This window comes from Winogradskyella epiphytica (assembly GCF_003217215.1).
Classification (GTDB): Bacteria; Bacteroidota; Bacteroidia; order Flavobacteriales; family Flavobacteriaceae; genus Winogradskyella; species Winogradskyella epiphytica.
Genome location: NZ_QJTD01000001.1, coordinates 568,431 through 592,665, shown reverse-complemented (window position 1 = coordinate 592,665; position 24,235 = coordinate 568,431). Strand labels below are relative to the sequence as shown.

The following is a 24,235-nucleotide window of genomic DNA, read 5'->3' as shown; positions in this document are numbered from 1 at the left end:
ATAAATGCTTTTTCGTTATTATAGGTTATTAATCGTCCAAGAAATATAGTATTGAGAACCAACATATCCTGTTCCAATAGCCGTAAAGTAATCTTCTTGTAATAAGTTAGTTGCACCTAGTTTAAATGTTGATTTTAAACTTGGAACTATATAGTTAATCTGTGCATCTAAGACATTGATTGAAGGAATGTCGCCATCACCAAATGAGGATTCCCAGAAGTAATTATCACTCCATCTCCATGCAACGTTAAAACCAAAGTTTTTGAATAACTGTGTTTTTCCAAACGACATTTTTACTTTGTGCTCTGGTGTATTGAAGTTAGTTCTGAAATCAGGATTTTCCTTAACATCAAAATCTAATTTAGCATAAGTATAGTTAGCGCTTAAATCGAAACCATCGAATACTTTTGTAGACACTTGAATAGCTGCTCCGTAAGAATTAACTTTTTCATCTGTGTTAGTGTAAGTTTGATAAGCTTGGTAATCACCATTCGCAAGAGCCGCAACTGCTAATGGGATGTTAGTTCCAGGTACGTTATCAGTTAATGAAACATTACCATAAAAAGGTGTTACTACAGTTTCGTTTGCTAAGAAATCGTTATAAGCATTGTAGTATGCAGAAGCATCAATAATGAAATCATTGATTTTACCACGGTATCCTAATTCAACTGAAGTAACCTGTTCTGGTTTTACCATTTCAGAATTTGCAATTTCTAAATCTGCAGGGTTTCCAGAGTTACCAAAGGCTTGTGCAGAACTAGCGAAGAATGAATTGCTATAAGCATCACGTCCATTTCTTGTTATTGCTTGCTGACCAAGGATAGCAGCTCCAAATGAACTCAATGTTTCATCGGCAACACTATAATCTCTAAGATCTCTCTCTGGGTTGTCAGGCGCTGCACCAACTAAAATAGCACGTCCTACATCTAAACCAATGTATAAATCTTGGGTAGTAGGGTTTCTAAAACCTGTTTGGAATGACGCTCTAATGTTATGGTTTTCATTAATTGTAAATCCACCAGATACTCTTGGAGAGAAGAAGCCATCAAATAATTCAGACTTGTCATATCTAAGCGACCCCGTTAATTTTAATTTTACATTTTCAGATAATTCTAAAGATTTTTGCAATTGTGTATAAACACCAACTTCAGAATAGTTAATTGGAGCATCTATATCTGTATAGATGGTTCCGAAAGAATTTAACTTATATCGTCTATATGAACCACCCACTTGAATTTCAGCAAAATCGATCATATCAGCAAAGTTGTAATTACCGTCTGCATGATAAATTTTAGAGTTGTCTTGAAATAATGACCCTGTTCTTAGGTCGGGATCTTTGGTAACTTTATTGAAAGAGTTCTGAAATTCAGGAGTTCCAGGTAAATAACGACCTGTGTCTGCAGTTTGTCTTGCGAAATCGTGAGCCTGACTATCGGTTAAACCACCTAAAAGTGTTCCTTGGAAATAAGCCCCTGTGTACTGTCCGAACCAAGTTTTATCATCTTTCCAATCTCTGTTAATGTTAATACCTGTAAAGACCATATCGTAAGAATCACCGGCATTATCTTCAGTGACATAACCTCTCACAAAGAAATTCTTGTTTTTAACTTCTATTTTGTGTTGTTGTAAAAAGAAATTTTTGATGTTGTATCTGTTTGCGCCTTGGTAGATTGTATTACCTGAACCCACTTTACCTACATATTGAATTTCAAAATCGTTTTCCCAAGGACGGAAATATAATCCCCAGTCGGCTTTAATACTTTCAGCTCTGTAGTCGGTTAAGTCTCTTTCGTTGTAACCAGTTCTACTCACATTTACAGAAGGTACCAACATTTCAGCACCTGCAGGTAAAATACCTCGATCGATTAGTGCCACGGCAACTTCTCTAATATTAGTGCTTACTTCATCACCATAAACATTGACACCATCATAATCGATATCAGCTCTAGTAAGGCCTCGATTAAGTTTGTCTTTTTCACTTATAGCATTCCAATCCGTACCTTTTAAATAGCCGAAATTAACTTTAGCCGCAAATTTTTCACTGAACTTATAAGCCATTCGGATGCCGTAATCGGTGTATTCATTATCACCACCTGCATCCTGAGATGTAATACCTTTTTTCATATAAGCACTAATGCCACCATGGTCAAAAGGGTTTTTACTTCTCATGAATAAAATACCATTAAAAGCATTCGCTCCATATAAAGCAGAAGATGCACCTGGTAAAAGCTCAACACTAAGAACGTCAGTTTCTGTCATTCCTAATAAATTCCCTAATGGGAAGTTAAGTGCTGGTGCCGAATTATCCATACCATCCACTAACTGCATAAACCTAGTGTTTGCAAAAGTGGCAAAACCACGAGTGTTTATAGATTTAAATGTTAAACTGTTAGTGTTTATATCTACACCTTTTAAGTTTTCTAATCCATCATAGAAATCTGAAGACGCTGTGTTTTTAATTTCTTTAAGTCCAAAACGTTCAACGGTAACCGGTGATTCAAAAATACGTTCTGGTGTACGTGATGCAGAGATAACTACTTCATCTAACTCATTACCCTCAGCTAAAGTGACGGTCAAAGTTTGATTGTTAGTTGTGATCTCAATAGTTTGTGCTGTAAAACCAGCATAACTTACACGTACTGAAAAAGGAGGAGTCCGATCAGTTGTTAGTGTAAAGTTACCATCAAAATCAGACACTGTACCAGTGCTGGTTCCAACTATTACAACGTTTGCACCAGGCAAGGGAAGCCCAGTATTGTCAAAAATTTCACCTTTTATTGTGGTTTGAGCAAAAGATACCACGCAAAAAAGCATCGTGAAAAGCTTTAAGATTGTCTTCATTTTAGTGAGTTAGTTAATTTATTATAATTAGCAATTTAAATAAATATATGAATAATAGATAATATTTTGTTAAAAATGTATGCACGCATAAGAAAATTAGTTAAAAAAAACGCTTTAAAACTGAGAATTGTTCAGTTCTAAAGCGTTTTTAGAAATTTTATTATATGCCTTCAGCTATTCCACAGTCACTGATTTGGCTAAGTTTCTAGGCTGATCTACGTTTTTACCTAACATCACTGCAATATGATATGACAATAGTTGTAGTGGTATGGTTGTTAACAATGGAGATAAAGATTCTAAAGTATCTGGAACCTCAATAACATGATCTGCTAATTCTCTCACGCTAACGTCACCTTTGGTTACAATACCTATGATTTTCCCTTTTCTCGATTTAATTTCTTGAATATTACTTACAACCTTTTCATAATGCTCGGTTTTAGTTGCAATAACAACAACTGGCATCTGCTCATCGATTAAAGCGATAGGACCATGCTTCATTTCTGCAGCAGGATAACCTTCGGCATGTATATAGGAAATCTCTTTTAATTTTAAAGCGCCTTCTAAAGCCACTGGGAAATTAAATCCACGTCCTAAGTATAAACAGTTTTTAGAATCTTTATAGATATCAGCGATAACTTTGATAGCTTCGTCAGACTGTAAAGCTTCTTCAACTTTATTTGGTATAGTTTCAAGTTCTATTAAATGTTGTCTAAATTCTGAACTTGATATTGTTCCTTTAGCTCTTGCTAAACGAAGTGCAATTAAAGTTAAAACGGTAATTTGAGTGGTGAAGGCTTTTGTAGAAGCGACTCCAATTTCAGGACCAGCATGAGTGTAGGCTCCCGCATCCGTTTCTCTAGCAATAGACGAACCTACAACATTACACACACCAAATACGAATGCGCCTTTAGATCGTGCTAATTTTATAGCTGCTAAAGTATCGGCAGTTTCACCAGATTGTGAAATTGCGATAACCACATCTTTTTCTGAAATTACAGGGTTTCTATATCTAAATTCTGAAGCATATTCCACTTCGACAGGAATTCTTGCTAAGTCTTCAAAAATATATTCTGCGACTAATCCAGCATGCCATGAGGTTCCACAGGCCACTATGATAATACGATCTGCAGCAAGGAATCTCTTCATGTTGTCTTCAATACCAGCCATCTTGATAATAGCTTCATTGCTTAAAAGTCGACCTCTAAACGTGTCTAGTATAGCTCGAGGTTGTTCATAGATTTCTTTAAGCATGAAATGCTCATAGCCACCTTTTTCAATTTGCTCTAAATTAAGTTGAAGCTCTTGAATATACGGAGCGACTAAATCATCACTCTTAATCTTTCTAATTTTTATGTCTTTTCCTCTTCTAATGATAGCCATTTGCTCATCTTCGAGGTAAATAGCATTTTTAGTAAACTCAATAAAAGGGGATGCGTCACTTGCAATGAAGAATTCATCTTCTCCAACACCAATAGCTAAAGGGCTACCAAGTTTTGCAACCACAATTTCGTTTGGTTTGTTTTTATCGAAAACAGCGATGGCATAAGCGCCAACGACTTCGTTTAAAGCGATTTGAACGGCTTTCCCTAATTTAAGGTTATTACTTTTCTGTACTTCTTCAATAAGGTTTACTAAGACTTCTGTATCTGTATCAGATTTAAAGGTATAACCACGTGCTATTAATTCCTTTTTCAAGGAATCATAGTTCTCAATAATGCCGTTATGGATGATAACCAAGTTTCCAGAATTAGAATAATGAGGGTGTGAATTAACATCATTAGGTTCTCCGTGAGTTGCCCAACGTGTATGTCCAATACCTAAGGTGCCATCCGTTGAGATTTCATTTTCTATTTTTTCTTTAAGATCAGAAACTTTTCCTTTGGTCTTAGAAAGTTTAATAGAGTTTCCGTCGTATATAGCAATACCGGCACTATCATAGCCTCGGTATTCTAGTCGTTGTAGACCTTTTATAATAATAGGATAAGCCTCTCTATGGCCTATATATCCAACAATTCCACACATAGATTTGTTCTTTAGTTATTTGGTTCGGTGTAATAAATTTCTAAATACACACGCTTATTCTCATTTTCTGTATTGTTTCCGTGTAGTACGACACCTCTTGGCGATAACACTGAACTAGCAGGGGCTTTAACGTCTTCCTCATTTGGATCTTGTACTGCTCTTTGTCTCATTATTTCCTCTAAGTTAACATTTAAAGAAACAGCTAAGCCTAATTCTACATTCGTAGAATCTCTAACTAATAAGTTGTTTATATGTTCTGTGATTCTAAATTTATACTTTACGCCTGCTCCTGTTGGTTCGTCATCTACACGTTGTAATGGTCCAAGATGATTAGTTAGAGAAACAGCAGGTAAACTATTATTTGCTACATCTAAGTAATAATCTACCAATGGCGTTTTATTATTTAAGTTGTATAAGTATAACCTGTCAGGTTCTCCTGTTTGCCCTATGGTTTCATCTAAGTAAAATACTAGATTAGCTTCATTAACTAAGCGTCGAGAGCTCACAAACTTATTATCTTCTAAATTGACAAAATCACTTCTGAATTTTTCAAAGTTTGTAATACCGGCATCTTCGTCATAAAAGCCATCAAATAATTTTATTCCAGCAATTGAACCTTCACCACCTTTTAAATAAATTCTGCTATCTCCAGAATCCTCATCACCATTATTAATAGGTGTTGTAAAATCATTTTCCATGAAATTGATTTTATTAGGGCCGAAGTTTATAGTGTAAGTGGCTTGCTCTCTTTCGTCTGGATCATCAGCAGTGCTTGGTGTAAGTCTTGAATAGTAGATGGTAATATTAGCGCTTTGATTATTCAAGTTTAAGAATAGAAAACTACCGTCATTATTTATCGGTTCGGCCTTAAAGTATAAGCCTCTAAAATAATCTGCAAAATTATTTTGACCGCTTAAAACGAGGTCACCTTCTTTGTCTATAATTTTGTTTTTCCAATAGTTAGGTTCTAAAAACACCCTTAGAGCCGGAAGTTGACTAAAAGTTTCTACTGGATTCCCGCTACCATCTAACTCGTTAATATTTATGATATTATCAGCGATTGTCATTTCGCCGTTATCATTGTATTCAACAAAATTCAATTCTTCGCTTTCTAAAGCAGCCACTGAAATAGGTTCATTAGCTGACGCTGACTTATTAGAAAAATAAGCTTGACTTTCATTGAAATCACCATCAGGATTAAAGTCTCTGATAAAGTAATTGCTTTCAAACAAACGTAAGTTGATCGGTTTGTAAATATCACCCTTTGGTAAAATAGAGTCTACACTGTATTGTAAATTGCCATCTTCATCAAAACCTTTTGGTTTGCTAAAATATGGAATAGTTAGTGCAACAGAATCTATAACAACGTCTTCTCCAAAATCTGGACTGTAACTGCTTGCATTTACTTGAGTAAGAAAACTAGCTGTAGTTCTACCATATACATCATCATAGATACCTAAAGTGCTAAGACTTAATTGGTTCGTTTGAACTGGAGCTAATGCCTTGGTATAAGCAACAATATCTGATGGTTCAGAATAAATTTCAAAATTTGTTGCTACGTCTCTGTCAATTACATCAGATTCTAAGGTAGCATAATCTTCTTCACACGCAATAAAACTGAAAGTAATAAGGCTAAAGGTTAATATTTTTAAGGCAATTTTGTTTTTTTTCATAAGTAATATTAACTGTTTAATTTCAGTACGGCATTATTGTAAAACTCCGTATATGGATCTGCGAATTCTTCAATAGAATGGTAGTCTAAAACAGGTATCGTTAAATCATTTATATAATCATCTAATTCCTTAGGTAATTCTGCAGACCCTCTAATAACGGCATCAGAATTATCTATAGCAATTTTCATTAAATTATTATAATCAGGTTTCTTTAAAAGTTGAGTTGCTTCTGGGTCTATTTCGTCAAAATTTATTTTAGAAAGCATGTCTTTATCTAACGTACCTTCAAAGGTTTGATTGTATACAGAAGTCACAATTTTACTTTCAGTAAATAAAGGTTCGGTTTTATAGAACTCTTTTAAGTACAATGGTAATAGGGAAGCTAACCAGCCATTAACATGAATGATGTCTGGTGCCCAATTCAACTTTTTCACGGTTTCAATAACGCCTTTTGCAAAGAAGATTGCACGTTCGTCATTGTCTGCAAAGAGTTGACCGTTTTCATCTGTTAAAGTGGCTTTTCTTTTAAAGTAATCTTCGTTATCGATAAAATAAACCTGAATACGTTCTTTAGGAATAGATGCAACTTTGATGATTAAAGGCATGTCTAAGTCGTTAATGACTAGGTTGATACCAGAAAGTCTAATGACCTCGTGTAATTGGTGTCTTCTTTCATTAATGTTACCAAAGCGAGGCATAAATATTCTAATTTGCCCTCCTTGTTTATTAACCATACGTGGTGCTTCAAATGACATTGAAGAAATTTCAGTCTCTGGTAAATATGGAACAACTTCCGAGGACACATATAATATTCGTTTATCTTTCATAGATCGTCTGCTTTTGAAAATTAATAGTAAAAACATGCAAAAGTACAAAATTTTGTGCAGATTGATAGTATTATATTATGTTTGCACCCGTTAAATATTTGTTATACTTGAAACATTTTCAGAATAAAACCAAATTAGCTAGTCATATTACCGACTTAAAATCTAAAGATTATTCGGTTGGCTTTGTGCCTACCATGGGGGCCCTTCATAATGGGCATTTATCTTTAGTGAAAAACGGACTAGAAGAAAACGATGTTGTGGTGGTTAGTATATTTGTTAACCCTACTCAGTTTGATAATAAAGACGATTTAATTAAATATCCTAGAACATTAGAGGCTGATATTGCACTTTTAGAAACCATTAGTGATCAAAAAATTATCGTTTATGCGCCGACAGCCGAAGATTTGTATGGAGATCAAGTTGAATCACAGTCTTTTAGTTTTGACGGCTTAGAAAATGAAATGGAAGGGGCGTTTAGGCCTGGTCATTTTGATGGTGTAGGGACCGTAGTTAAACGATTATTTGAAATAGTGAAGCCAGATTCTGCATATTTTGGAGAAAAGGATTTTCAACAATTACAGATTATCAAGAAGTTAGTTGAATTGCATGGATTACCAGTAAATGTGGTAGGTTGTCCAATTCATAGAGCAGATGATGGCTTAGCGATGAGTTCTAGAAATGCAAGGTTAACTCCGGAACATAGAAAAGCGGCGCCTTTTATTTATAAAACATTAACATCTGCCAAAATTAAGTTTGGCACAAAAAGTGCTAAAAATGTAACGGATTGGGTTACTAAGCAATTTGAGAATCAGGCTCTTTTAGATTTGGAGTACTTTATCATTGCAGACGAAGCAACCTTAAAACCAACGAAACGAAAATCAACAAAAAAGTCATATAGAGCGTTTATAGCGGTATATGCAGGCGATATAAGATTGATAGATAATATCGCTTTAAATTAATTATCTTTGTGGTATGCAAATTCAAGTTGTAAAATCAAAAATTCATCGTGTAAAAGTTACAGGAGCAGATCTTAACTATATTGGTAGTATTACTATTGATGAGGATCTTATGGAAGCGGCTAATATTATACAGGGTGAGAAAGTTCAGATTGTCAATAATGATAATGGTGAGCGTTTAGAGACCTATTGTATTCCGGGTCCACGTAATAGTGGTGAAATCACATTAAATGGGGCAGCGGCACGTAAAGTTGCTGTTGGTGACACATTAATCTTAATAACCTATGCGACAATGGATATTGAAGACGCTAAGGTTTTTAAACCTTCTTTAGTATTCCCAAACGAAGCTACAAATCTTCTAAAATAATCAGTTGGGCAAGCCTAATTCCATCCTAAAAGTAGTTTTACCTCTTCTCTTAGGAGTTGGTTTAGTATGGTATTCATTGTCTCAGATTTCAATTCCAACCTTAATTCAGTATTTTAAGGATGCGGATTATAGTTGGATTGGTTTAGGTGTTGCTTTTGGTGTTTTAAGTCATGCTTCTAGAGCATATCGTTGGTTGTATATGGCAGAACCTTTAGGGTTTAAGCCTAAATTTGGTAATAGTTTTATGGCAGTATATTCTGCTTACCTTATTAATTTTACAATCCCGAGAGCAGGAGAAATAGCTCGAGCTTCTATTTTAACTAACTACGAAGGTATTCCTTTTGAAAAAGCTTTTGGAACCATAGTAGCCGAACGTGTTGCAGACACGATTATGCTATTGTCTATTGTGTCTATAGCATTTATTTTAGAGTTTGAATTCATTTATGACTTTTTTGCTCAAAAATTTAATCCAACATCCTTGATCTTGGCTGGTACGCTTTTAATAGTAGGCGCATTAACCATATTTTTATTTATAAAAAAGAGCAGGTCTAAGATTGCTTTAAAAATAAAGGCCTTTATAGTTGGCATTATTGAAGGTGCTCTCAGTATTTTCAAAATGAAACAAAAGTGGGCTTTTATTGGTCATACTTTGTTTATTTGGTTAATGTATGTACTCATGTTTTACGTAACTACATTTGCATTATCCGATTTGCATGATATATCATTAACAGCGGTCTTAATAGCATTTATATTAGCGAGTTTTAGTATCGCAGCAACAAATGGTGGTATCGGATCCTTTCCTGAGGCTATAGTCATCGCATTTATGTTATTTGATATATTAGAGGAACCAAGTAGAGCATTTGGTTGGATTATGTGGTCTACACAAACTCTCGTAATTATCATTTTAGGAGGACTATCTCTTTTATATTTACCTATTTACAATAGAAGAAAATCATCCTTATAAAAATATTTTTTAACTTGCTTAAATATTAATATAGCATATTTTATATGAAGAAATTATATACGCTAATTATAGTCTTGCTAGTGGCCTTGAATGTTCAGGCTCAGGCAATTTATAAGACCATTGAATCTTATAAATTAGAAGGTTCACGTGATCTCAAAATACAGTTGCCTAGAAATTATAATCCTGAAGATAATCGTTCTTATCCATTAATCATCGTGCTAGATGGAGATTATTTGTTTGAACCTGTAGCTGGGAATATAGATTATCAATCGTATTGGGAAGATATTCCAGATTGTATTGTTGTAGGGATTAGTCAAGCAGCTACTCGTAATGATGATTTTTTCTATGATAGTGAAACATTTTTCCCATCGCATAATGGTGCGTCGTTCTACGAATTTATGGCTGCAGAACTGCTGCCATTTATTGAAGAAAACTATAATGCTTCTGACTTTAGAATTATTGTTGGGCACGACTTAAGTGCTAACTTTATAAACTATTATTTATTTAAGGACGAGCCGCTTTTTAGAGCTTATGTTGCATTAAGTCCAGATTTCGCACCTGAAATGATAAATAGATTGAGTCAACGTCTTTCAATTTTAAAACGAGAAACGTTTTATTATATGGCAACTGCAGATGACGATATCAAATCTTTAAGAACAGGAATCAACGAAGCTAATAGTGTGCTTTCCGTTATAGAAAATGATAAATTGTTGTATGCGTTTGATGAATTTGAAGATGCAAATCATTATTCCCTAGTTGGTAGAGGAATTCCTAAATCGTTAAATGAAATATTTGCACTATTTAAGCCTATAAGTGTGAGAGAATATGAGGAAGAAATTCTTACTTCTGAATTATCGCCTTATGATTATCTGATAAAAAGATACGAAACCATAGAGCATTTTTACGGTTTTGAAAAAAAGTTAATAGAAAACGATATTAGAGCTATTGCAGCGGCCAGCGATAAGAGAGATGATCTAGATTCTTTTGATAAACTCGCCAAGTTAGTAAGAAAGGAATTTTCAGAATCTATGATTAGTGCTTATTACCAAGGCTTGTATCATGAAAAAGAAGGTAATTTAAAACGTGCATTGCAACGCTATAAAGGAGGGCTTCTTTTAGAGCCTTCACAGTTTATCGATAAGGAGATGATCCTTGAAAAGATGTATCAAATACAAGACGAACTGAAAAATTAGATGTATTTCATCGAAAAAAATTGACAACTTAACGATAATTAAGTATGTTTGAGAACCTAAACTTAAACCTATTTAATTATGAGAAAAACTATATTAGTTGTTCTTGCCTGTGTTATCTATGCGTCGACATTTGCTCAAGTAACTTATGAGGAAATATCGTCAGCCCGATTAAATACCATCCGTAAATTAAAAATAAAATTACCAAAAGACTACGATCCTAAATCAGATGCAAGGTATCCTATAGTAGTTGTATTTGATGGTGATTATTTATTTGAGCCTGTAGCAGGTCAAGTCGATTTCCAAACCTATTTTGATAATATGCCTAGCACTATTGTTGTTGGTATAATGCAAGGTGAAGAACGCTATTTCGATGGCTACTACGACGGATTAACAGGGCTTCCTACAGAATCAGGTCTTAGGTTTCACGATTTTATATCTGATGAGCTTTTGCCTTATTTAGATAAGAAGTACAATACTAGTAAATTCAGAATAGCCGTTGGTCATGATTTAATGGGGAACTTTATAAACTCCTATCTCTTTAAGGATGATCTGGCATTTCAAGCTTATGTTAGCATTAGTCCAGATTTAGTAGGTTCACTAAAATCATATATTTCAAAACGTTTAGAACTTTTTAAAACAGATGTCTTCTATTATTTAGCGACTTCAGATAAGGATATACCTGAAATTCGTGAAAATATTTTAGCAACAAACGACCAAATAAATGAAATAGATAATAAGAATCTAACTTATTATTTCGACGATTTTAAAAATGAAAATCACTACACTTTAGTTACAAGTGCAATTGCCAAATCATTCGAGAAAATATTTGATATTTATAATCCACTCCGAGAAAAAGAACTTGAAGAAAAAGTGCTGCCTTATGATGGAACTTTAGATCGTTATCTGATAGATAGATATGCTAGAATTGAAAAGTTATTTGGTATAAAGAAAACGATAAGTGAAGAAGAAATTGAAAAAGTAGCTAAAATTGCCGTAGAACGAGATGATATAAAATCATTAGACAGACTTGGAAAATTGGCGAGCAAGCTTCATCCAGAATCTTTATTAGGAACGTATTATCTAGCGCAATGTGCTGAGAAATCTGGAAAGAATAAAAAGGCTAAAAAACTCTATGAGTCTGCACTTACCTTAAACGACGTGAGTCATATTAACCGAGACTATATTTTTTCAAAAATTGACGAACTAGATGTCATACTTGCTGGTACAGATAATGAAGAGGAGGGAGATGATGAGGAAAACTAGAAAACATTCATTGGCCACAGATTATTTCTTTGAGTCAATGTACGGAAAAGCGAAAGATTTAGTAATGTCCAACTTGCCTTCGAAAATAACAGCACTTAAAGTTTTAGCTATAGTGGGTTGGTTTAAAGACATCAATTAAAATTGTTTTAATTTAGCTGTTTGAAATTTTAAAAATCAGGTTTTTTTAAACCTTGAGAGATAGATATGGCTAAAGTAAAAACAACGTTTTTTTGTCAGAATTGTGGAAGTCAATATGCCAAATGGCAAGGACAATGCACCTCTTGTAAGGAGTGGAATACTATTTCTGAAGAAGTTATTCAGAAACCCGAAAAGAGCGATTGGAAACTCCCAACCTCTTCGACGAAACGAGTTTCAAAACCTTTACTCATAAATGAAATAGACACGTCTCAAGAAGCCCGATTAGATATGCGTGATGGCGAATTTAATCGAGTGCTAGGAGGCGGAATGGTACATGGGTCTTTAACCTTATTAGGTGGTGAACCAGGAATTGGAAAGAGTACATTGCTGCTTCAAATTGCTTTAAATTTGGAGTATAAAACCCTTTATGTTTCCGGTGAAGAAAGTCAGAAACAAATAAAAATGCGCGCCGGGCGTATTCAATCTAATAGCAACAATTGCTATATTTTAACCGAAACCAAGACTCAAAATATCTTTAAGCAAATTGAAGCTTTAGAACCAGATATTGTGGTTATTGATTCTATTCAAACCTTGCATAGCGATTATATAGAATCGTCGGCCGGAAGTATTTCACAAATAAAAGAATGTACCACTGAACTTATAAAATTCGCTAAAGAAACGGCAACACCAGTTTTATTAATTGGCCATATTACCAAAGATGGTCATATTGCTGGACCAAAGATTTTGGAACATATGGTAGATACGGTTTTACAATTTGAAGGCGACCGAAATCATGTGTTTAGAATTTTACGAGCGAATAAAAACCGTTTCGGATCCACAAACGAATTAGGTATTTATGAAATGCAAGGTTCAGGATTGCGTGAAGTGACTAACCCCTCTGAAATTCTAATCTCAGAAAAAGATGAAGAGCTTTCTGGTAATGCGGTAGCTGCTACTTTAGAAGGGTTAAGACCGTTAATGATCGAAGTGCAGGCCTTAGTAAGTACAGCCGTTTATGGTACGCCACAACGTTCTGCTACGGGATTTAATGCAAAACGATTAAACATGTTATTGGCTGTTTTAGAAAAACGAGCAGGTTTCCGTTTGGGAGCAAAAGACGTGTTTTTAAATATTACAGGAGGTATAACGGTGGATGATCCTGCGATTGATTTAGCCGTGGTTGCTTCAATATTATCTTCTAATGAGGATGTAGCATTACCAAGCACATATTGCTTCGCGGCAGAAGTCGGTCTCTCTGGAGAAATAAGACCAGTTCAACGTGTAGAACAACGTATCCTTGAGGCCGAAAAATTAGGGTTCTCAACTATTTTCGTATCTAAATACAATAAAATAGCACTGAAGAATACGGTTATTAAAATTCAACTTATATCTAAAATTGAAGACTTGGTAGGGTTTTTAGTATAATAAATTCCTTTGAAAAAAGGAATCTCTTGGTTTTTAGAACTAAATCAAAGGTATAAATACTATTGACGTCAAATTTGAGACAATTTTTTGCAGAGGTCTGAGATTCTTTTTTGATTCCCTCAGTTGGTATTATAATTTATTCTATAAAAGGTATGAATTGGCTTTCAGAATCTTCATCTATGTAATTTTACTAAAAAAATAATTAGAACAGAAACATTGTCATTCGTTGAAGATTGTTTTTTTTAATAGGGGCGAAATTAGAGTTGTTGAATATTCAATTCATCTCAGATCGTAAAATAACATTACGCGCCAATTAGGTTCAAAAATCAGTATTTGTAAATCCCTTTTTTTTGATCGTCAAATCATAAATTGTCTTTCAAAAATTTGAAGCTAAAAAACTAAAAATTCAGCTTTAAATACATAGCTTATAAATCTTTTAATATTTCTCCTAAAAATCCTTAATTTCGCAGACTTATAAGAAACCAGAAACATGAGTACAAAGTTCCCTGAATACAAAGGACTTAACTTGCCAAAAGTTGCAGAAGAAATCGGTAACTATTGGGAGGCTAATAACATCTTCGAGAAAAGTGTAACTACTAATGAAGGAAAACCACCTTTCGTGTTTTTTGAAGGACCACCTTCAGCTAACGGATTGCCTGGTGTTCACCACGTTTTGGCACGTGCGATTAAGGATATTTTTCCACGCTATAAAACCATGAAAGGTTTTCAAGTAAAACGTAAAGCTGGTTGGGATACACATGGTTTACCTGTTGAACTTGGCGTAGAAAAAGAACTAGGTATTACCAAAGAAGATATTGGAACAAAAATTTCTGTAGAAGACTATAACGAAGCTTGTAAAAAAGCAGTTATGAGATATACAGATATCTGGAACGACCTTACCAAAAAAATGGGATATTGGGTAGATATGGATGATCCATATATCACCTATAAATCCAAATACATGGAAAGTGTTTGGTGGTTATTGAAACAGATTTACGATAAAAACTTAATATACAAAGGCTATACGATTCAGCCGTATTCACCAAAAGCGGGGACAGGTTTAAGTTCTCATGAGCTGAATCAGCCAGGAACTTATCAAGATGTTACTGACACTACCGTTGTGGCTCAGTTTAAGGCTAAAGAAGAATCTTTACCAGATTTTCTTCAAAATGAAGGCGATATTTTCTTCTTAGCTTGGACGACGACACCTTGGACACTCCCTAGTAACACAGCTTTAACGGTTGGTCCTAAGATTGATTATGTATTGGTTGAGACTTACAATCAATATACATTCAAACCAATGAATGTGGTTTTGGCTAAGAACTTAGTCTCAAAACAATTTGATGGTAAATTCAAACAAGTTGAAACTAAGCCGGAATTAATAGAGTATAAAGAGGGCGATAAAAAGATTCCTTTCTACATCGTTAAAGAATTCAAAGGAAAAGATTTAGTTGGGATTACCTATGAGCAATTATTGCCATACGCTTTACCAAATGACAATCCTGAAAATGCTTTCAGAATTATTTCTGGAGACTTCGTAACAATTGAAGATGGTACAGGTATCGTACATACTGCGCCTACGTTTGGTGCCGATGATGCCTTGGTGGCTAAACAGGCCACTCCTGAAATTCCACCAATGTTAGTAAAAGACGACAATGGTAATTTAGTGCCTTTGGTAGATTTACAAGGGAAATTCAGACCAGAAATGGGTGAATTTGCAGGCAAATACGTGAAGAACGAATATTATGATGATGGTGAAGCACCTGAGCGCTCTGTAGATGTTGAACTTGCTATAAAATTAAAAACAGAAAATAAAGCCTTTAAGGTTGAAAAATATAAGCACAGTTATCCTAATTGTTGGAGAACTGATAAGCCAATTTTATACTACCCATTAGATTCATGGTTTATTAAAATCACGGATGTAAAAGGGAGAATGCACGAATTAAATACAACGATTAACTGGAAACCAAAATCTACAGGAGAAGGTCGATTTGGAAACTGGTTAGCCAATGCTAACGATTGGAACTTGTCTCGTTCACGTTTTTGGGGAATTCCATTACCAATCTGGAGAACAGAAGATGGTAAAGAACAACTATGTATTGGTTCTGTTGCAGAATTAAAAGCAGAAATGGCAAAGGCTGTTGAAGCAGGAGTAATGTCTGAAGATATCTTCAAAGATTTTGAAGTTGGAAACATGTCGGAAGAAAATTACGAGACTATCGACCTACATAAAAATGTGGTAGATAAGATTGTTTTAGTTTCAGCATCAGGAGAACCGATGAAACGTGAAGCCGATTTAATTGATGTGTGGTTCGATTCTGGTTCTATGCCTTATGCACAATGGCATTATCCTTTTGAAAACAAAGACTTTATTGATAAGAATGAAGCTTATCCGGCAGATTTTATTGCTGAAGGTGTAGATCAAACGCGTGGATGGTTTTATACACTTCACGCTATAGGCACTATGGTTTTTGATTCTGTAGCTTATAAAAATGTCGTTTCAAACGGACTTGTTTTAGATAAGAATGGACAAAAGATGTCTAAGCGTTTAGGAAATGCGGTAGATCCTTTTGAAACTTTATCTACATATGGTGCCGATGCGACGCGTTGGTATATGATTAGTAACGCGAACCCATGGGATAACTTAAAATTTGATAGCGAAGGAATTGCTGAAATCAGTAGAAAATTCTTCGGAACTCTATATAATACCTATTCGTTCTTTACGCTTTACACCAATATTGATGGGTTTAAGTATGAAGAAGCAGATATTCCTTTAAATGAAAGACCAGAGATAGACCGTTGGATACTTTCAGAATTAAACACATTGATTCAGAAAGTTGATGATTATTATGCCGATTACGAGCCGACAAAAGCGGCGCGTGTCATTTCAGATTTTACACAAGATTATTTGAGTAACTGGTACGTGCGTTTAAGTAGAAGACGTTTCTGGAAAGGCGATTACCAAACCGATAAAATTTCGGCATACCAAACACTTTATACTTGTATGGTCACTATCGCTAAGCTTGGAGCGCCTATTGCACCTTTCTTTATGGATCGTTTGTATTTAGATTTAAATGCAGTGACTAATAAAGAATCTTTTGAAAGTGTGCATTTATCGGAATTCCCTAAAGTAGATGAAAGTGCTATCGATAAGGTATTAGAGCGTAAAATGGAAAATGCGCAAACTATATCATCTTTAGTATTATCGTTAAGAGCTAAGGAAAAGATAAAAGTGCGTCAGCCACTTCAAAAAATCATGATTCCTATTGATAGTAAACAACAAAAGGAAGAGATCCAAGCGGTTGCCGATTTGATAAAACATGAAGTCAATATCAAGGAAATTGAACTTTTAGAAGACGCTTCAGATATTTTAGTAAAGCAGATAAAGCCTAATTTTAAGACTTTAGGACCTCGCTTTGGAAAGGATATGAAATCCATTGCAAATGCCATAAATAACCTTTCGGCAGATGACATTAAAAATATTGAGCAAAAAGGTCAATTAGACTTAGAGATTAATGGAAAAATGCTTACATTAGGACTTGAAGATGTAGAAATTACCTCTCAAGATATCGAAGGTTGGCTTGTAGCAAATGAAGGTGCCTTAACCGTAGCTTTAGATGTTACTATTACCGATGATCTACGTAAAGAAGGGATTGCTCGTGAGCTAATCAATAGAATTCAAAATTTACGAAAAGATTCAGGTTTTGAGGTTACAGACAGAATAGATGTAAAACTTCAGAAAGATACTCAAGTTGCGGAAGCAGTATCTGCAAATGAGGTCTATATTAAGTCTGAAACTCTAACTGAAACATTAGAAATTATAGACGTAGTAAACGATGGTATAGATATTGTGTTTGACGAGGTCAATACGAAATTGTTTATTCAAAAACATTAATATATTATGACAACAGAAATGAACCACAGGTATTCCGATAAGGATTTAGAGGAATTCAGAGGCCTGATTTTAGAGAAGATTAAGAAGGCAGAGCATGATTTAGAGCTTATTCAAAGTGCATATATGAATGACCATGACAATGGTACCGATGATACATCACCAACATTCAAAGCTTTTGAAGAAGGAAGTGCAACTATGAGTAAGGAAGCAAATTCGGCTTTAGCTATTCGTCAGGAAAAGTTTATCAGAGATTTAAAGAATGCTATTATTCGTATTGAGAATAAAACGTATGGTATTTGTCGTGTGACTGGAAAACTAATAAACAAAGAACGTTTAAAGTTAGTTCCTCATGCTACATTGAGTATTGAAGCTAAAAATATGCAACAATAATTCCTGATACACCAGGAATCTCAAAATTGAGATGTCATTTTGAAAACATATAAAAACATAAAGCCTTGGTGTTTATTCTCCAAGGCTTTTTGTTATAACACTAATAGATCTTTTAGGTTGTCCCTACTTAAAAGGTCTTTTTTGTTTCTGCTCTTTATCATGTTTTCAATCGAAACCATCTCCCAAAATAAACTGGTAACTCATTTATCCGCTGAACATATTGAGCGTATTTCTATCAATGGAAATCAAATATTTTCAATCTCTGTTTCTAGCTCAAATTCTAATCAGATTAAAATAATTTCTGTTCTAGATGGCGAATATCAAAACGAGTTTCAAGTTGACATAAAAGAAGAAAACACTACTCTTAATCTAAGTTTAGAACGTTTTTCATTCGACGTCATCCCAGACGATAAGCGAAATGCACATAAAGTGATTGCTGCAACTTTACAATTAGAAATTCCACAACATTTAGACGTGTTTATAACTAGTGATATCGGTTCTGTGAATCTTGAAGGTGACTTTAGTTCTCTTTATGTCGAATTATTACAAGGTCATTGCCGTGTCGATGGTGAAACAAAATCAGCTCTCATTAATACCATTGATGGAGACATTAAGGTTGAAACTAATAGTGGTGTTATAGATGCGCTGTCCAATAATGGCAATGTTGTTGTCGATTATTTCCCTAAGTCAGCCTCAACCTGGACCTTGACCTCTATAAATGGCGATATAACTGTTGAAAAGCGATATTAAACCATTATTTTTGCTTCTTATATCAGGTTCTAACCAAAATAGGTTCTCACTTTCGAGGGAAATAGTATGTCCTTAAAAAAAGCAACACTTCTTATATTTATAATTCTACTGATAGATCAAGTCAGTAAAATTTATATTAAAACACATTTTCAATTAGGTGAGGATGTTACTGTGTTTTCGTGGTTTAAGATTGCCTTTATAGAAAATGATGGCATGGCTTGGGGGACGAAACTGAGTGATTTTATTCCGTCTGTTTCAGATCAATTGGCGAAGTTGATTCTGACACTTTTTAGAATCATCGCTGTAATCGGAATTGGTATTTGGTTAGTTAATGCTACAAAGAAGAAGAATTCTAAAATTTTAGTTTTCGCTATTGCTTTGATTTTTGCAGGCGCCTTAGGAAATATTATAGATTCGGTTTTTTATGGCATTTTGTTTAGTGATAGCTCCATGCAAGTCGCTACATTTTTACCAGAAGACGGAGGATATGCTGGTGTGTTTCATGGCAGCGTAGTTGATATGCTTCATTTTCCAATTTGGAGTGGATTAATTCCAGATCATATCCCATTAATTGGTGGTAGATACTTTTCTTTCTTTGATCCTGTTTTCAATGTAGCAGATGTGGCTATTAGCACAGGTATTGGAATTTTAATTGTATTTAATAATAAGGTATTTGAAGATACGCCTAAAACTGAATCACTTGAGTCGGAGTCACACAATAGTCCAACTTGATATCATTTTCTGAAGTTTCAAAAGTATCTGTTTCAGCATCAAAAAATGATAAGCCAATTTTTAAAGTTTCCGGTTTGCACTGCGCTAAAAATCGATCGTAAAATCCTTTACCATAGCCAACTCTATTTCCTGATTGATCATAGGCTAAAAGCGGAATAAATACGACATCTAATTGAGATGGCTGAATCTCGATTCCATCTACAGGCTCAGGAACATTATACTTGCTTTTTTTAAGTGTGGTATTGTCAGTTAACAAGTAATGCGTCATACTATAATCTTGAATATGACTTTTAGATATGACAATGTTTTTGTCTTTTCCGGCTAGAATATTCAGAATATAGTCCGTATTGATTTCTTTTTGCTCTTCAATAGATAAAAAAATATGATAAAAGGATTTGTCCCAAATAGCCATTTTCAATAGTTGATTCGCAATCTCTAAACTAAAGTCTTCAACTTGATGGTCGCTAAGTTCTTTTCTAAGCTGTTTGTATTTCTGTCGTAGTTCTGATTTTGTCATTCCTTCAACTTTGTAGTGATATGGAAAATAGCATCACCTTGATAGATAATTGGCGATTCATTTATATTGAAAATATAACCATTATTAGGTGCTTTTACAAAATGATTAAAGCTACCATAAGGGTCTGTGATATTTCCTAAAACATCTCCTTTTTTTACTTCAGCATTAATCTTTACGGTTGCTTTAAACATTCCTGAATATTTCGCACGTATCCATTTACTGTCGGCAATATAAACGCATTCCTTTTTTGGTTCTGATACTTTGAATTTTCGATTCAACATATCTAAATGATGCAAAACACGTTTGGCACCATTTACTGCTGTATTTGTAATATTACTATCTATATTGAAAGATTTTCCGCCTTCAAACAAAAGAATAGGAATTCCTAATTTATGACAGGTATTCCTGAAAGATTTATTTAAATTTTTAGAATAATAAACGAAAGGAGCGCCAAAGATTTTCGCTAATTCATATAAGGATTTTTCCCCCTTAATAATTCTAATTTGAGCCGCATTAAACCGATCTGCACCACCCGTATGAAAGTCTAAAACTAAATCGGCATGAGGTAAAATTTCTGTGACTAATTTAAAGGCTACTCTACTAGCCAATGAGCCACCTTTTATTCCTGGAAATACACGGTTTAAATCGCGTCCGTCTGGAAATTCACGATCCATATGAATGAATCCAAATACATTAATAACCGGAATACAGATTATAGTACCACGCTTCGGTTTATTGATGCCTTTAGAAATGATCTGTCTTACAATTTCAACACCATTAATTTCGTCGCCATGAATACCTGCTGTAATTAATACGATGGGACCAGGTTTTTTCGATCTCTCAATAATAACAGGAACATCAATCGTGTTTTGGGTATGTAATTTGGCAACATTGAAACTTACTGTAGCGCTTTGTCCAAGACCAACTTTTTTACCTAAAATATGTAGTACGTCGTTTTCAATCATATATGTTCCGATTATTAATAAATCAGGTTTTGTTTGGTATTACTTCAGATAGTTCAAGGCATTAAAGACTTGTGCTAAACTTAAGATTTCTCTTTTTTATTACGTTCTATAAAAGTAATGATTGCTTTCGCAATATTTTTTTGAGTAGCACCTTCAATACCTTCTAAACCTGGCGTAGAGTTAACTTCTAATAATAAAGGACCACGTTCAGATTGTAACATGTCTACACCGCAAACCGGTAATTTTAAAACCTTTGCTGCATTCATGGCTAATTTCAACTCGTCCTCGCTTAATTTAAAGATAGTGGCCGATCCGCCTCTATGTAAATTTGAACGAAACTCACCTTCTTTACCTTGACGTTTCATAGCACCAACCACTTGGCCATCTACAACCAAAGCTCTTAAATCGGCACCTTTAGCTTCTTTAATATACTCTTGAACAATCACTCTAGCCTGTAAACCATTAAAGGCTTCTAATACAGATTCGGCTGCATTTTTAGTTTCGGCTAAAACCACTCCAAGACCTTGAGTACCTTCAAGTAATTTTATAATTACGGGAGTACCACCAACATGTTCTATGACTTCTTCAACATCACGTGAATAGTTTGTAAATACCGTTTTAGGCATCCCAATTCCGGCTTTGCTTAAGCGCTGTAAGCTTCGCAATTTGTCTCTAGAACGTGTAATAGCATCTGAAGGTGCAATTGTAAAAACACCCATTTCTTCAAACTGTCTAACTACAGCACAACCATAAAAGGTTATGGACGCACCAATCCTTGGGATAATCGCATCGACATAATCTAAATAGCGATTCTTATAATAGATGGTTGGTTTTTCTCTTTCTATAATAATATCGCATTTTAAAGGATCTATAATTTCGACCTTATGACCTCTATTTTCTGCTTCTTCAACAAGACGTTGAGTAGAATAAAGTTCAGGATTGCGAGAAAGAATTACTATGTTCATTTATTTATTTGATTAAAGGATTGATTTTCAAGATCGACATCGACTAGGAATTTTTTACTTAAAAATTGACGTCCAATTAAGACAGGAAATTTCATATCGTCTCTTGTGCTTAAAGTTAAGTTAATCTTATAAGTTTTTTCAAAGAAAACAACGGTAGTTTTAATTTTATAACGGTTTTCTTTATAGCCATTACTACTTTTTACATCTGTATATGTATAATTATCAAAAACAACCTCATCACTTTTAAAGTTAGGATGCCCTTTACTTTCAAAAATACAATACAGTTTGTTGTTTTCTTCTCTAATTTTAGAGCAATGTATAGCAGAAGTATAGGCTCCTGTGTCCATTTTTACATCTATTGTGTAAAGCTTTAATTCGGGAAAGTCGATTTTATCTACTCGACCCAAAATCTTTTTAGTCATAAATTGTTTTTAAAAAAGAGGCGCAAGGTAATCATAAAGTCCATTTAAAAGACAGGAATAAATGACCGAATTATTACCTTTGATTAAATGCCGAAATCGAACCTAGACATACAGATAAAAACCCTTCCACATCAGCCTGGAGTGTATCAGTATTTTGATGAGGATGAACGTTTAATATACGTCGGCAAAGCCAAAGATATAAAAAAACGAGTGAGTAGTTATTTTACCAAGCATCACGATTATGGTAAAACGCGCGTCTTGGTAAAAAATATCGCTTCAGTTAAACATATTGTAGTCGAAACTGAAAATGATGCGCTATTACTTGAAAACAACCTCATTAAGAAATACAAGCCTAAATACAATGTCTTATTAAAAGATGATAAATCGTATCCTTGGATTTGTATTAAGAAGGAAAGATTTCCACGCGTATTTCCTACAAGAAGGGTGATTAAAGATGGCTCAGAGTACTTTGGTCCTTATACAAGCATGAAAACCGTCAAAACGCTATTAGGGTTGATAAAAGGTTTGTATCAGTTACGTACTTGTAATTATGATTTGTCAGAATCCAAGATTGAAGCAGGAAAATACAAAGTCTGTTTAGAATATCATTTAGGTAATTGTAAAGGTGCTTGTGAGGGTTACGAAACAGAAGACGAATACCAAGCGCATATCTCTGCTATTAGAGAAATTCTAAAGGGAAATTTTAAAGATTCCCTTCAGCAATTTAGACAACAAATGAAGGATCATGCAGAAGCTATGCAGTTTGAAGACGCTCAGAAAATAAAGGAAAAATTAGAGGTCTTAGAAAACTACCAAGCCAAATCGACAATTGTAAACCCTAAAATTAGCAATGTCGATGTCTTCTCTATTGTCAGTGATGAAACCTATGCTTATATCAATTTTTTACAATTGAGTTACGGCTCAATTATTAGGTCGCATACTTTGGAGTTAAAGAAAAAACTACAAGAAACCGACACGGAATTATTAGAGTTGGCCATTACCGAGATTAGGCAGCGATTTAATTCAAATTCAAAAGAAGTGTACGTGCCTTTTAAGGTGAATTTGGGAGAAGATATTAAGATAACTGTTCCAAAATTAGGTGATAAAAAGAATATTTTAGACTTATCTATACGTAATGCAAAATATTACCGAATGGATAAGTTGAAACAGATAAAGATTGTAGACCCAGATCGACATGCCAATAGAATAATGGCCCAAATGAAAGCCGATTTACGTTTATCTGAAGAGCCAAGACATATTGAATGTTTTGATAACTCCAATATTCAAGGAACCAATCCTGTTGCCGCTTGTGTGGTATTCAAAAATGGAAAACCAAGCAAAAAAGATTACCGTCATTTTAATATAAAAACGGTTGAGGGTCCCGATGATTTCGCATCGATGGAAGAGGTGGTGTATAGACGCTATAAACGATTGTTAGAAGAGGATGAGCCTTTGCCACAATTGATAATTATCGATGGAGGAAAAGGGCAGTTGTCTTCAGCTTTAAAAAGTTTAGATGTACTTGGTTTAAGACAGGAAATCGCCATAATTGGTATTGCAAAACGTTTGGAAGAATTGTTTTATCCTGATGATCCAATTCCATTGTATTTAGATAAGAAAAGTGAAACCTTAAAGATTATTCAGCAATTGAGAAACGAAGCCCATCGTTTCGGGATTGAGCATCATAGAAACAGAAGAAGCAAAAGTGCTTTAACTACAGAATTGGAAAATATTCCAGGAATTGGAGAGCAAACCATAGTTAATTTAATGAAGGAATTCAAAACCGTAAAACGGATTGCGAATGCAAAATTAGATGAACTTGAGGCAGTGGTGGGGGTATCTCGAGCAAATAAAGTTTATCACTACTATCACAAAGAATAAATTCCTAAAGGAACTGATTATTAGTAACAATAAAATGCATTAAATTTAC

Annotated in this window: 20 protein-coding genes; 12 read left to right on the top strand and 8 right to left on the bottom strand. The window is 34.4% G+C overall.

The window, feature by feature from the left end:
* Window positions 1–18: 18 nt before the first annotated feature.
* From DFQ11_RS02590 to DFQ11_RS02575, 4 genes are all read right to left on the bottom strand, one after another.
* Entirely contained in the window at window positions 19–2,841 is a 2,823-nt protein-coding gene (locus DFQ11_RS02590) for a TonB-dependent receptor (RefSeq protein ID WP_110474048.1), read from the bottom strand.
* Between the two features lie 174 nt (window positions 2,842–3,015).
* Window positions 3,016–4,863 carry a glutamine--fructose-6-phosphate transaminase (isomerizing) gene (gene glmS / locus DFQ11_RS02585; RefSeq protein WP_110474047.1) on the bottom strand — a complete coding sequence of 616 codons (1,848 nt, stop codon included), beginning with the start codon at window positions 4,861–4,863 and terminating at the stop codon, window positions 3,016–3,018.
* An 11-nt stretch (window positions 4,864–4,874) separates the two neighbouring features.
* The gene (locus tag DFQ11_RS02580) at window positions 4,875–6,536 is read right to left on the bottom strand and encodes a DUF4270 domain-containing protein (protein WP_110474046.1); all 1,662 of its coding nucleotides are present in this window, start codon (window positions 6,534–6,536) and stop codon (window positions 4,875–4,877) included.
* 8 nt (window positions 6,537–6,544) lie between these two features.
* Entirely contained in the window at window positions 6,545–7,363 is an 819-nt protein-coding gene (locus tag DFQ11_RS02575; protein WP_110474045.1) for a glycogen/starch synthase, read from the bottom strand.
* A 107-nt stretch (window positions 7,364–7,470) separates the two neighbouring features.
* Here DFQ11_RS02575 and panC point away from each other — a divergent pair, with 107 nt between their 5' ends.
* The 11 genes from panC (at window position 7,471) to DFQ11_RS02525 (ending at window position 19,436) form a co-directional block, all read left to right on the top strand.
* On the top strand, window positions 7,471–8,322 hold the full coding sequence (panC, locus tag DFQ11_RS02570) for a pantoate--beta-alanine ligase (RefSeq protein WP_229791228.1): 852 nt from the start codon (window positions 7,471–7,473) through the stop codon (window positions 8,320–8,322).
* A 13-nt stretch (window positions 8,323–8,335) separates the two neighbouring features.
* Complete coding sequence (gene panD / locus DFQ11_RS02565; protein ID WP_110474043.1) at window positions 8,336–8,686, top strand: aspartate 1-decarboxylase; 351 nt, start codon at window positions 8,336–8,338, stop codon at window positions 8,684–8,686.
* Between the two features lie 4 nt (window positions 8,687–8,690).
* The gene (locus DFQ11_RS02560) at window positions 8,691–9,650 is read left to right on the top strand and encodes a lysylphosphatidylglycerol synthase transmembrane domain-containing protein (protein ID WP_110474042.1); all 960 of its coding nucleotides are present in this window, start codon (window positions 8,691–8,693) and stop codon (window positions 9,648–9,650) included.
* Between the two features lie 44 nt (window positions 9,651–9,694).
* Entirely contained in the window at window positions 9,695–10,843 is a 1,149-nt protein-coding gene (locus tag DFQ11_RS02555) for an alpha/beta hydrolase (RefSeq protein ID WP_110474041.1), read from the top strand.
* A 78-nt stretch (window positions 10,844–10,921) separates the two neighbouring features.
* Complete coding sequence (locus DFQ11_RS02550) at window positions 10,922–12,106, top strand: alpha/beta hydrolase (protein ID WP_110474040.1); 1,185 nt, start codon at window positions 10,922–10,924, stop codon at window positions 12,104–12,106.
* Window positions 12,090–12,245 (top strand): hypothetical protein, encoded by a 156-nt coding sequence (locus DFQ11_RS15135; protein ID WP_158524974.1) that lies wholly within the window; start codon window positions 12,090–12,092, stop codon window positions 12,243–12,245. The genes DFQ11_RS02550 and DFQ11_RS15135 overlap by 17 nt, the downstream gene beginning before the upstream one ends.
* A gap of 65 nt (window positions 12,246–12,310) precedes the next feature.
* Entirely contained in the window at window positions 12,311–13,669 is a 1,359-nt protein-coding gene (gene radA / locus DFQ11_RS02545) for a DNA repair protein RadA (RefSeq protein WP_110474039.1), read from the top strand.
* A 490-nt stretch (window positions 13,670–14,159) separates the two neighbouring features.
* Window positions 14,160–17,564, top strand: a complete 3,405-nt coding sequence (ileS, locus tag DFQ11_RS02540) for an isoleucine--tRNA ligase (protein WP_110474038.1) — start codon at window positions 14,160–14,162, stop codon at window positions 17,562–17,564.
* 6 nt (window positions 17,565–17,570) lie between these two features.
* Window positions 17,571–17,954: a TraR/DksA family transcriptional regulator gene (locus DFQ11_RS02535; RefSeq protein ID WP_110474037.1), complete on the top strand. Its 384-nt coding sequence runs from the start codon at window positions 17,571–17,573 to the stop codon at window positions 17,952–17,954.
* 159 nt (window positions 17,955–18,113) lie between these two features.
* On the top strand, window positions 18,114–18,704 hold the full coding sequence (locus tag DFQ11_RS02530) for a DUF4097 family beta strand repeat-containing protein (protein WP_110474036.1): 591 nt from the start codon (window positions 18,114–18,116) through the stop codon (window positions 18,702–18,704).
* Window positions 18,705–18,770: 66 nt separating this feature from the next.
* Window positions 18,771–19,436, top strand: coding sequence for a lipoprotein signal peptidase (locus DFQ11_RS02525; RefSeq protein ID WP_110474035.1), 666 nt, complete (start codon window positions 18,771–18,773; stop codon window positions 19,434–19,436).
* On the opposite strand, the gene DFQ11_RS02520 is transcribed toward DFQ11_RS02525, so the two are convergent.
* The 4 genes from DFQ11_RS02520 to DFQ11_RS02505 all read right to left on the bottom strand — a co-directional run bounded on the left by DFQ11_RS02520 (window position 19,390) and on the right by DFQ11_RS02505 (window position 22,305).
* On the bottom strand, window positions 19,390–19,953 hold the full coding sequence (locus tag DFQ11_RS02520) for a 5-formyltetrahydrofolate cyclo-ligase (protein WP_110474034.1): 564 nt from the start codon (window positions 19,951–19,953) through the stop codon (window positions 19,390–19,392). The genes DFQ11_RS02525 and DFQ11_RS02520 overlap by 47 nt on opposite strands.
* Entirely contained in the window at window positions 19,950–20,918 is a 969-nt protein-coding gene (locus DFQ11_RS02515; protein ID WP_110474033.1) for a succinylglutamate desuccinylase/aspartoacylase family protein, read from the bottom strand. The genes DFQ11_RS02520 and DFQ11_RS02515 overlap by 4 nt, the downstream gene beginning before the upstream one ends.
* A gap of 80 nt (window positions 20,919–20,998) precedes the next feature.
* Entirely contained in the window at window positions 20,999–21,883 is an 885-nt protein-coding gene (gene rimK / locus DFQ11_RS02510; protein WP_110474032.1) for a 30S ribosomal protein S6--L-glutamate ligase, read from the bottom strand.
* Window positions 21,880–22,305 carry an ATP-dependent zinc protease family protein gene (locus tag DFQ11_RS02505; protein WP_110474031.1) on the bottom strand — a complete coding sequence of 142 codons (426 nt, stop codon included), beginning with the start codon at window positions 22,303–22,305 and terminating at the stop codon, window positions 21,880–21,882. Before DFQ11_RS02505 ends, rimK begins: the two co-directional genes overlap by 4 nt.
* Before the next feature lie 87 nt (window positions 22,306–22,392).
* Between DFQ11_RS02505 and uvrC the strand changes: the two genes are divergently transcribed.
* The gene (gene uvrC, locus DFQ11_RS02500; protein WP_110474030.1) at window positions 22,393–24,186 is read left to right on the top strand and encodes an excinuclease ABC subunit UvrC; all 1,794 of its coding nucleotides are present in this window, start codon (window positions 22,393–22,395) and stop codon (window positions 24,184–24,186) included.
* Window positions 24,187–24,235: the final 49 nt, after the last annotated feature.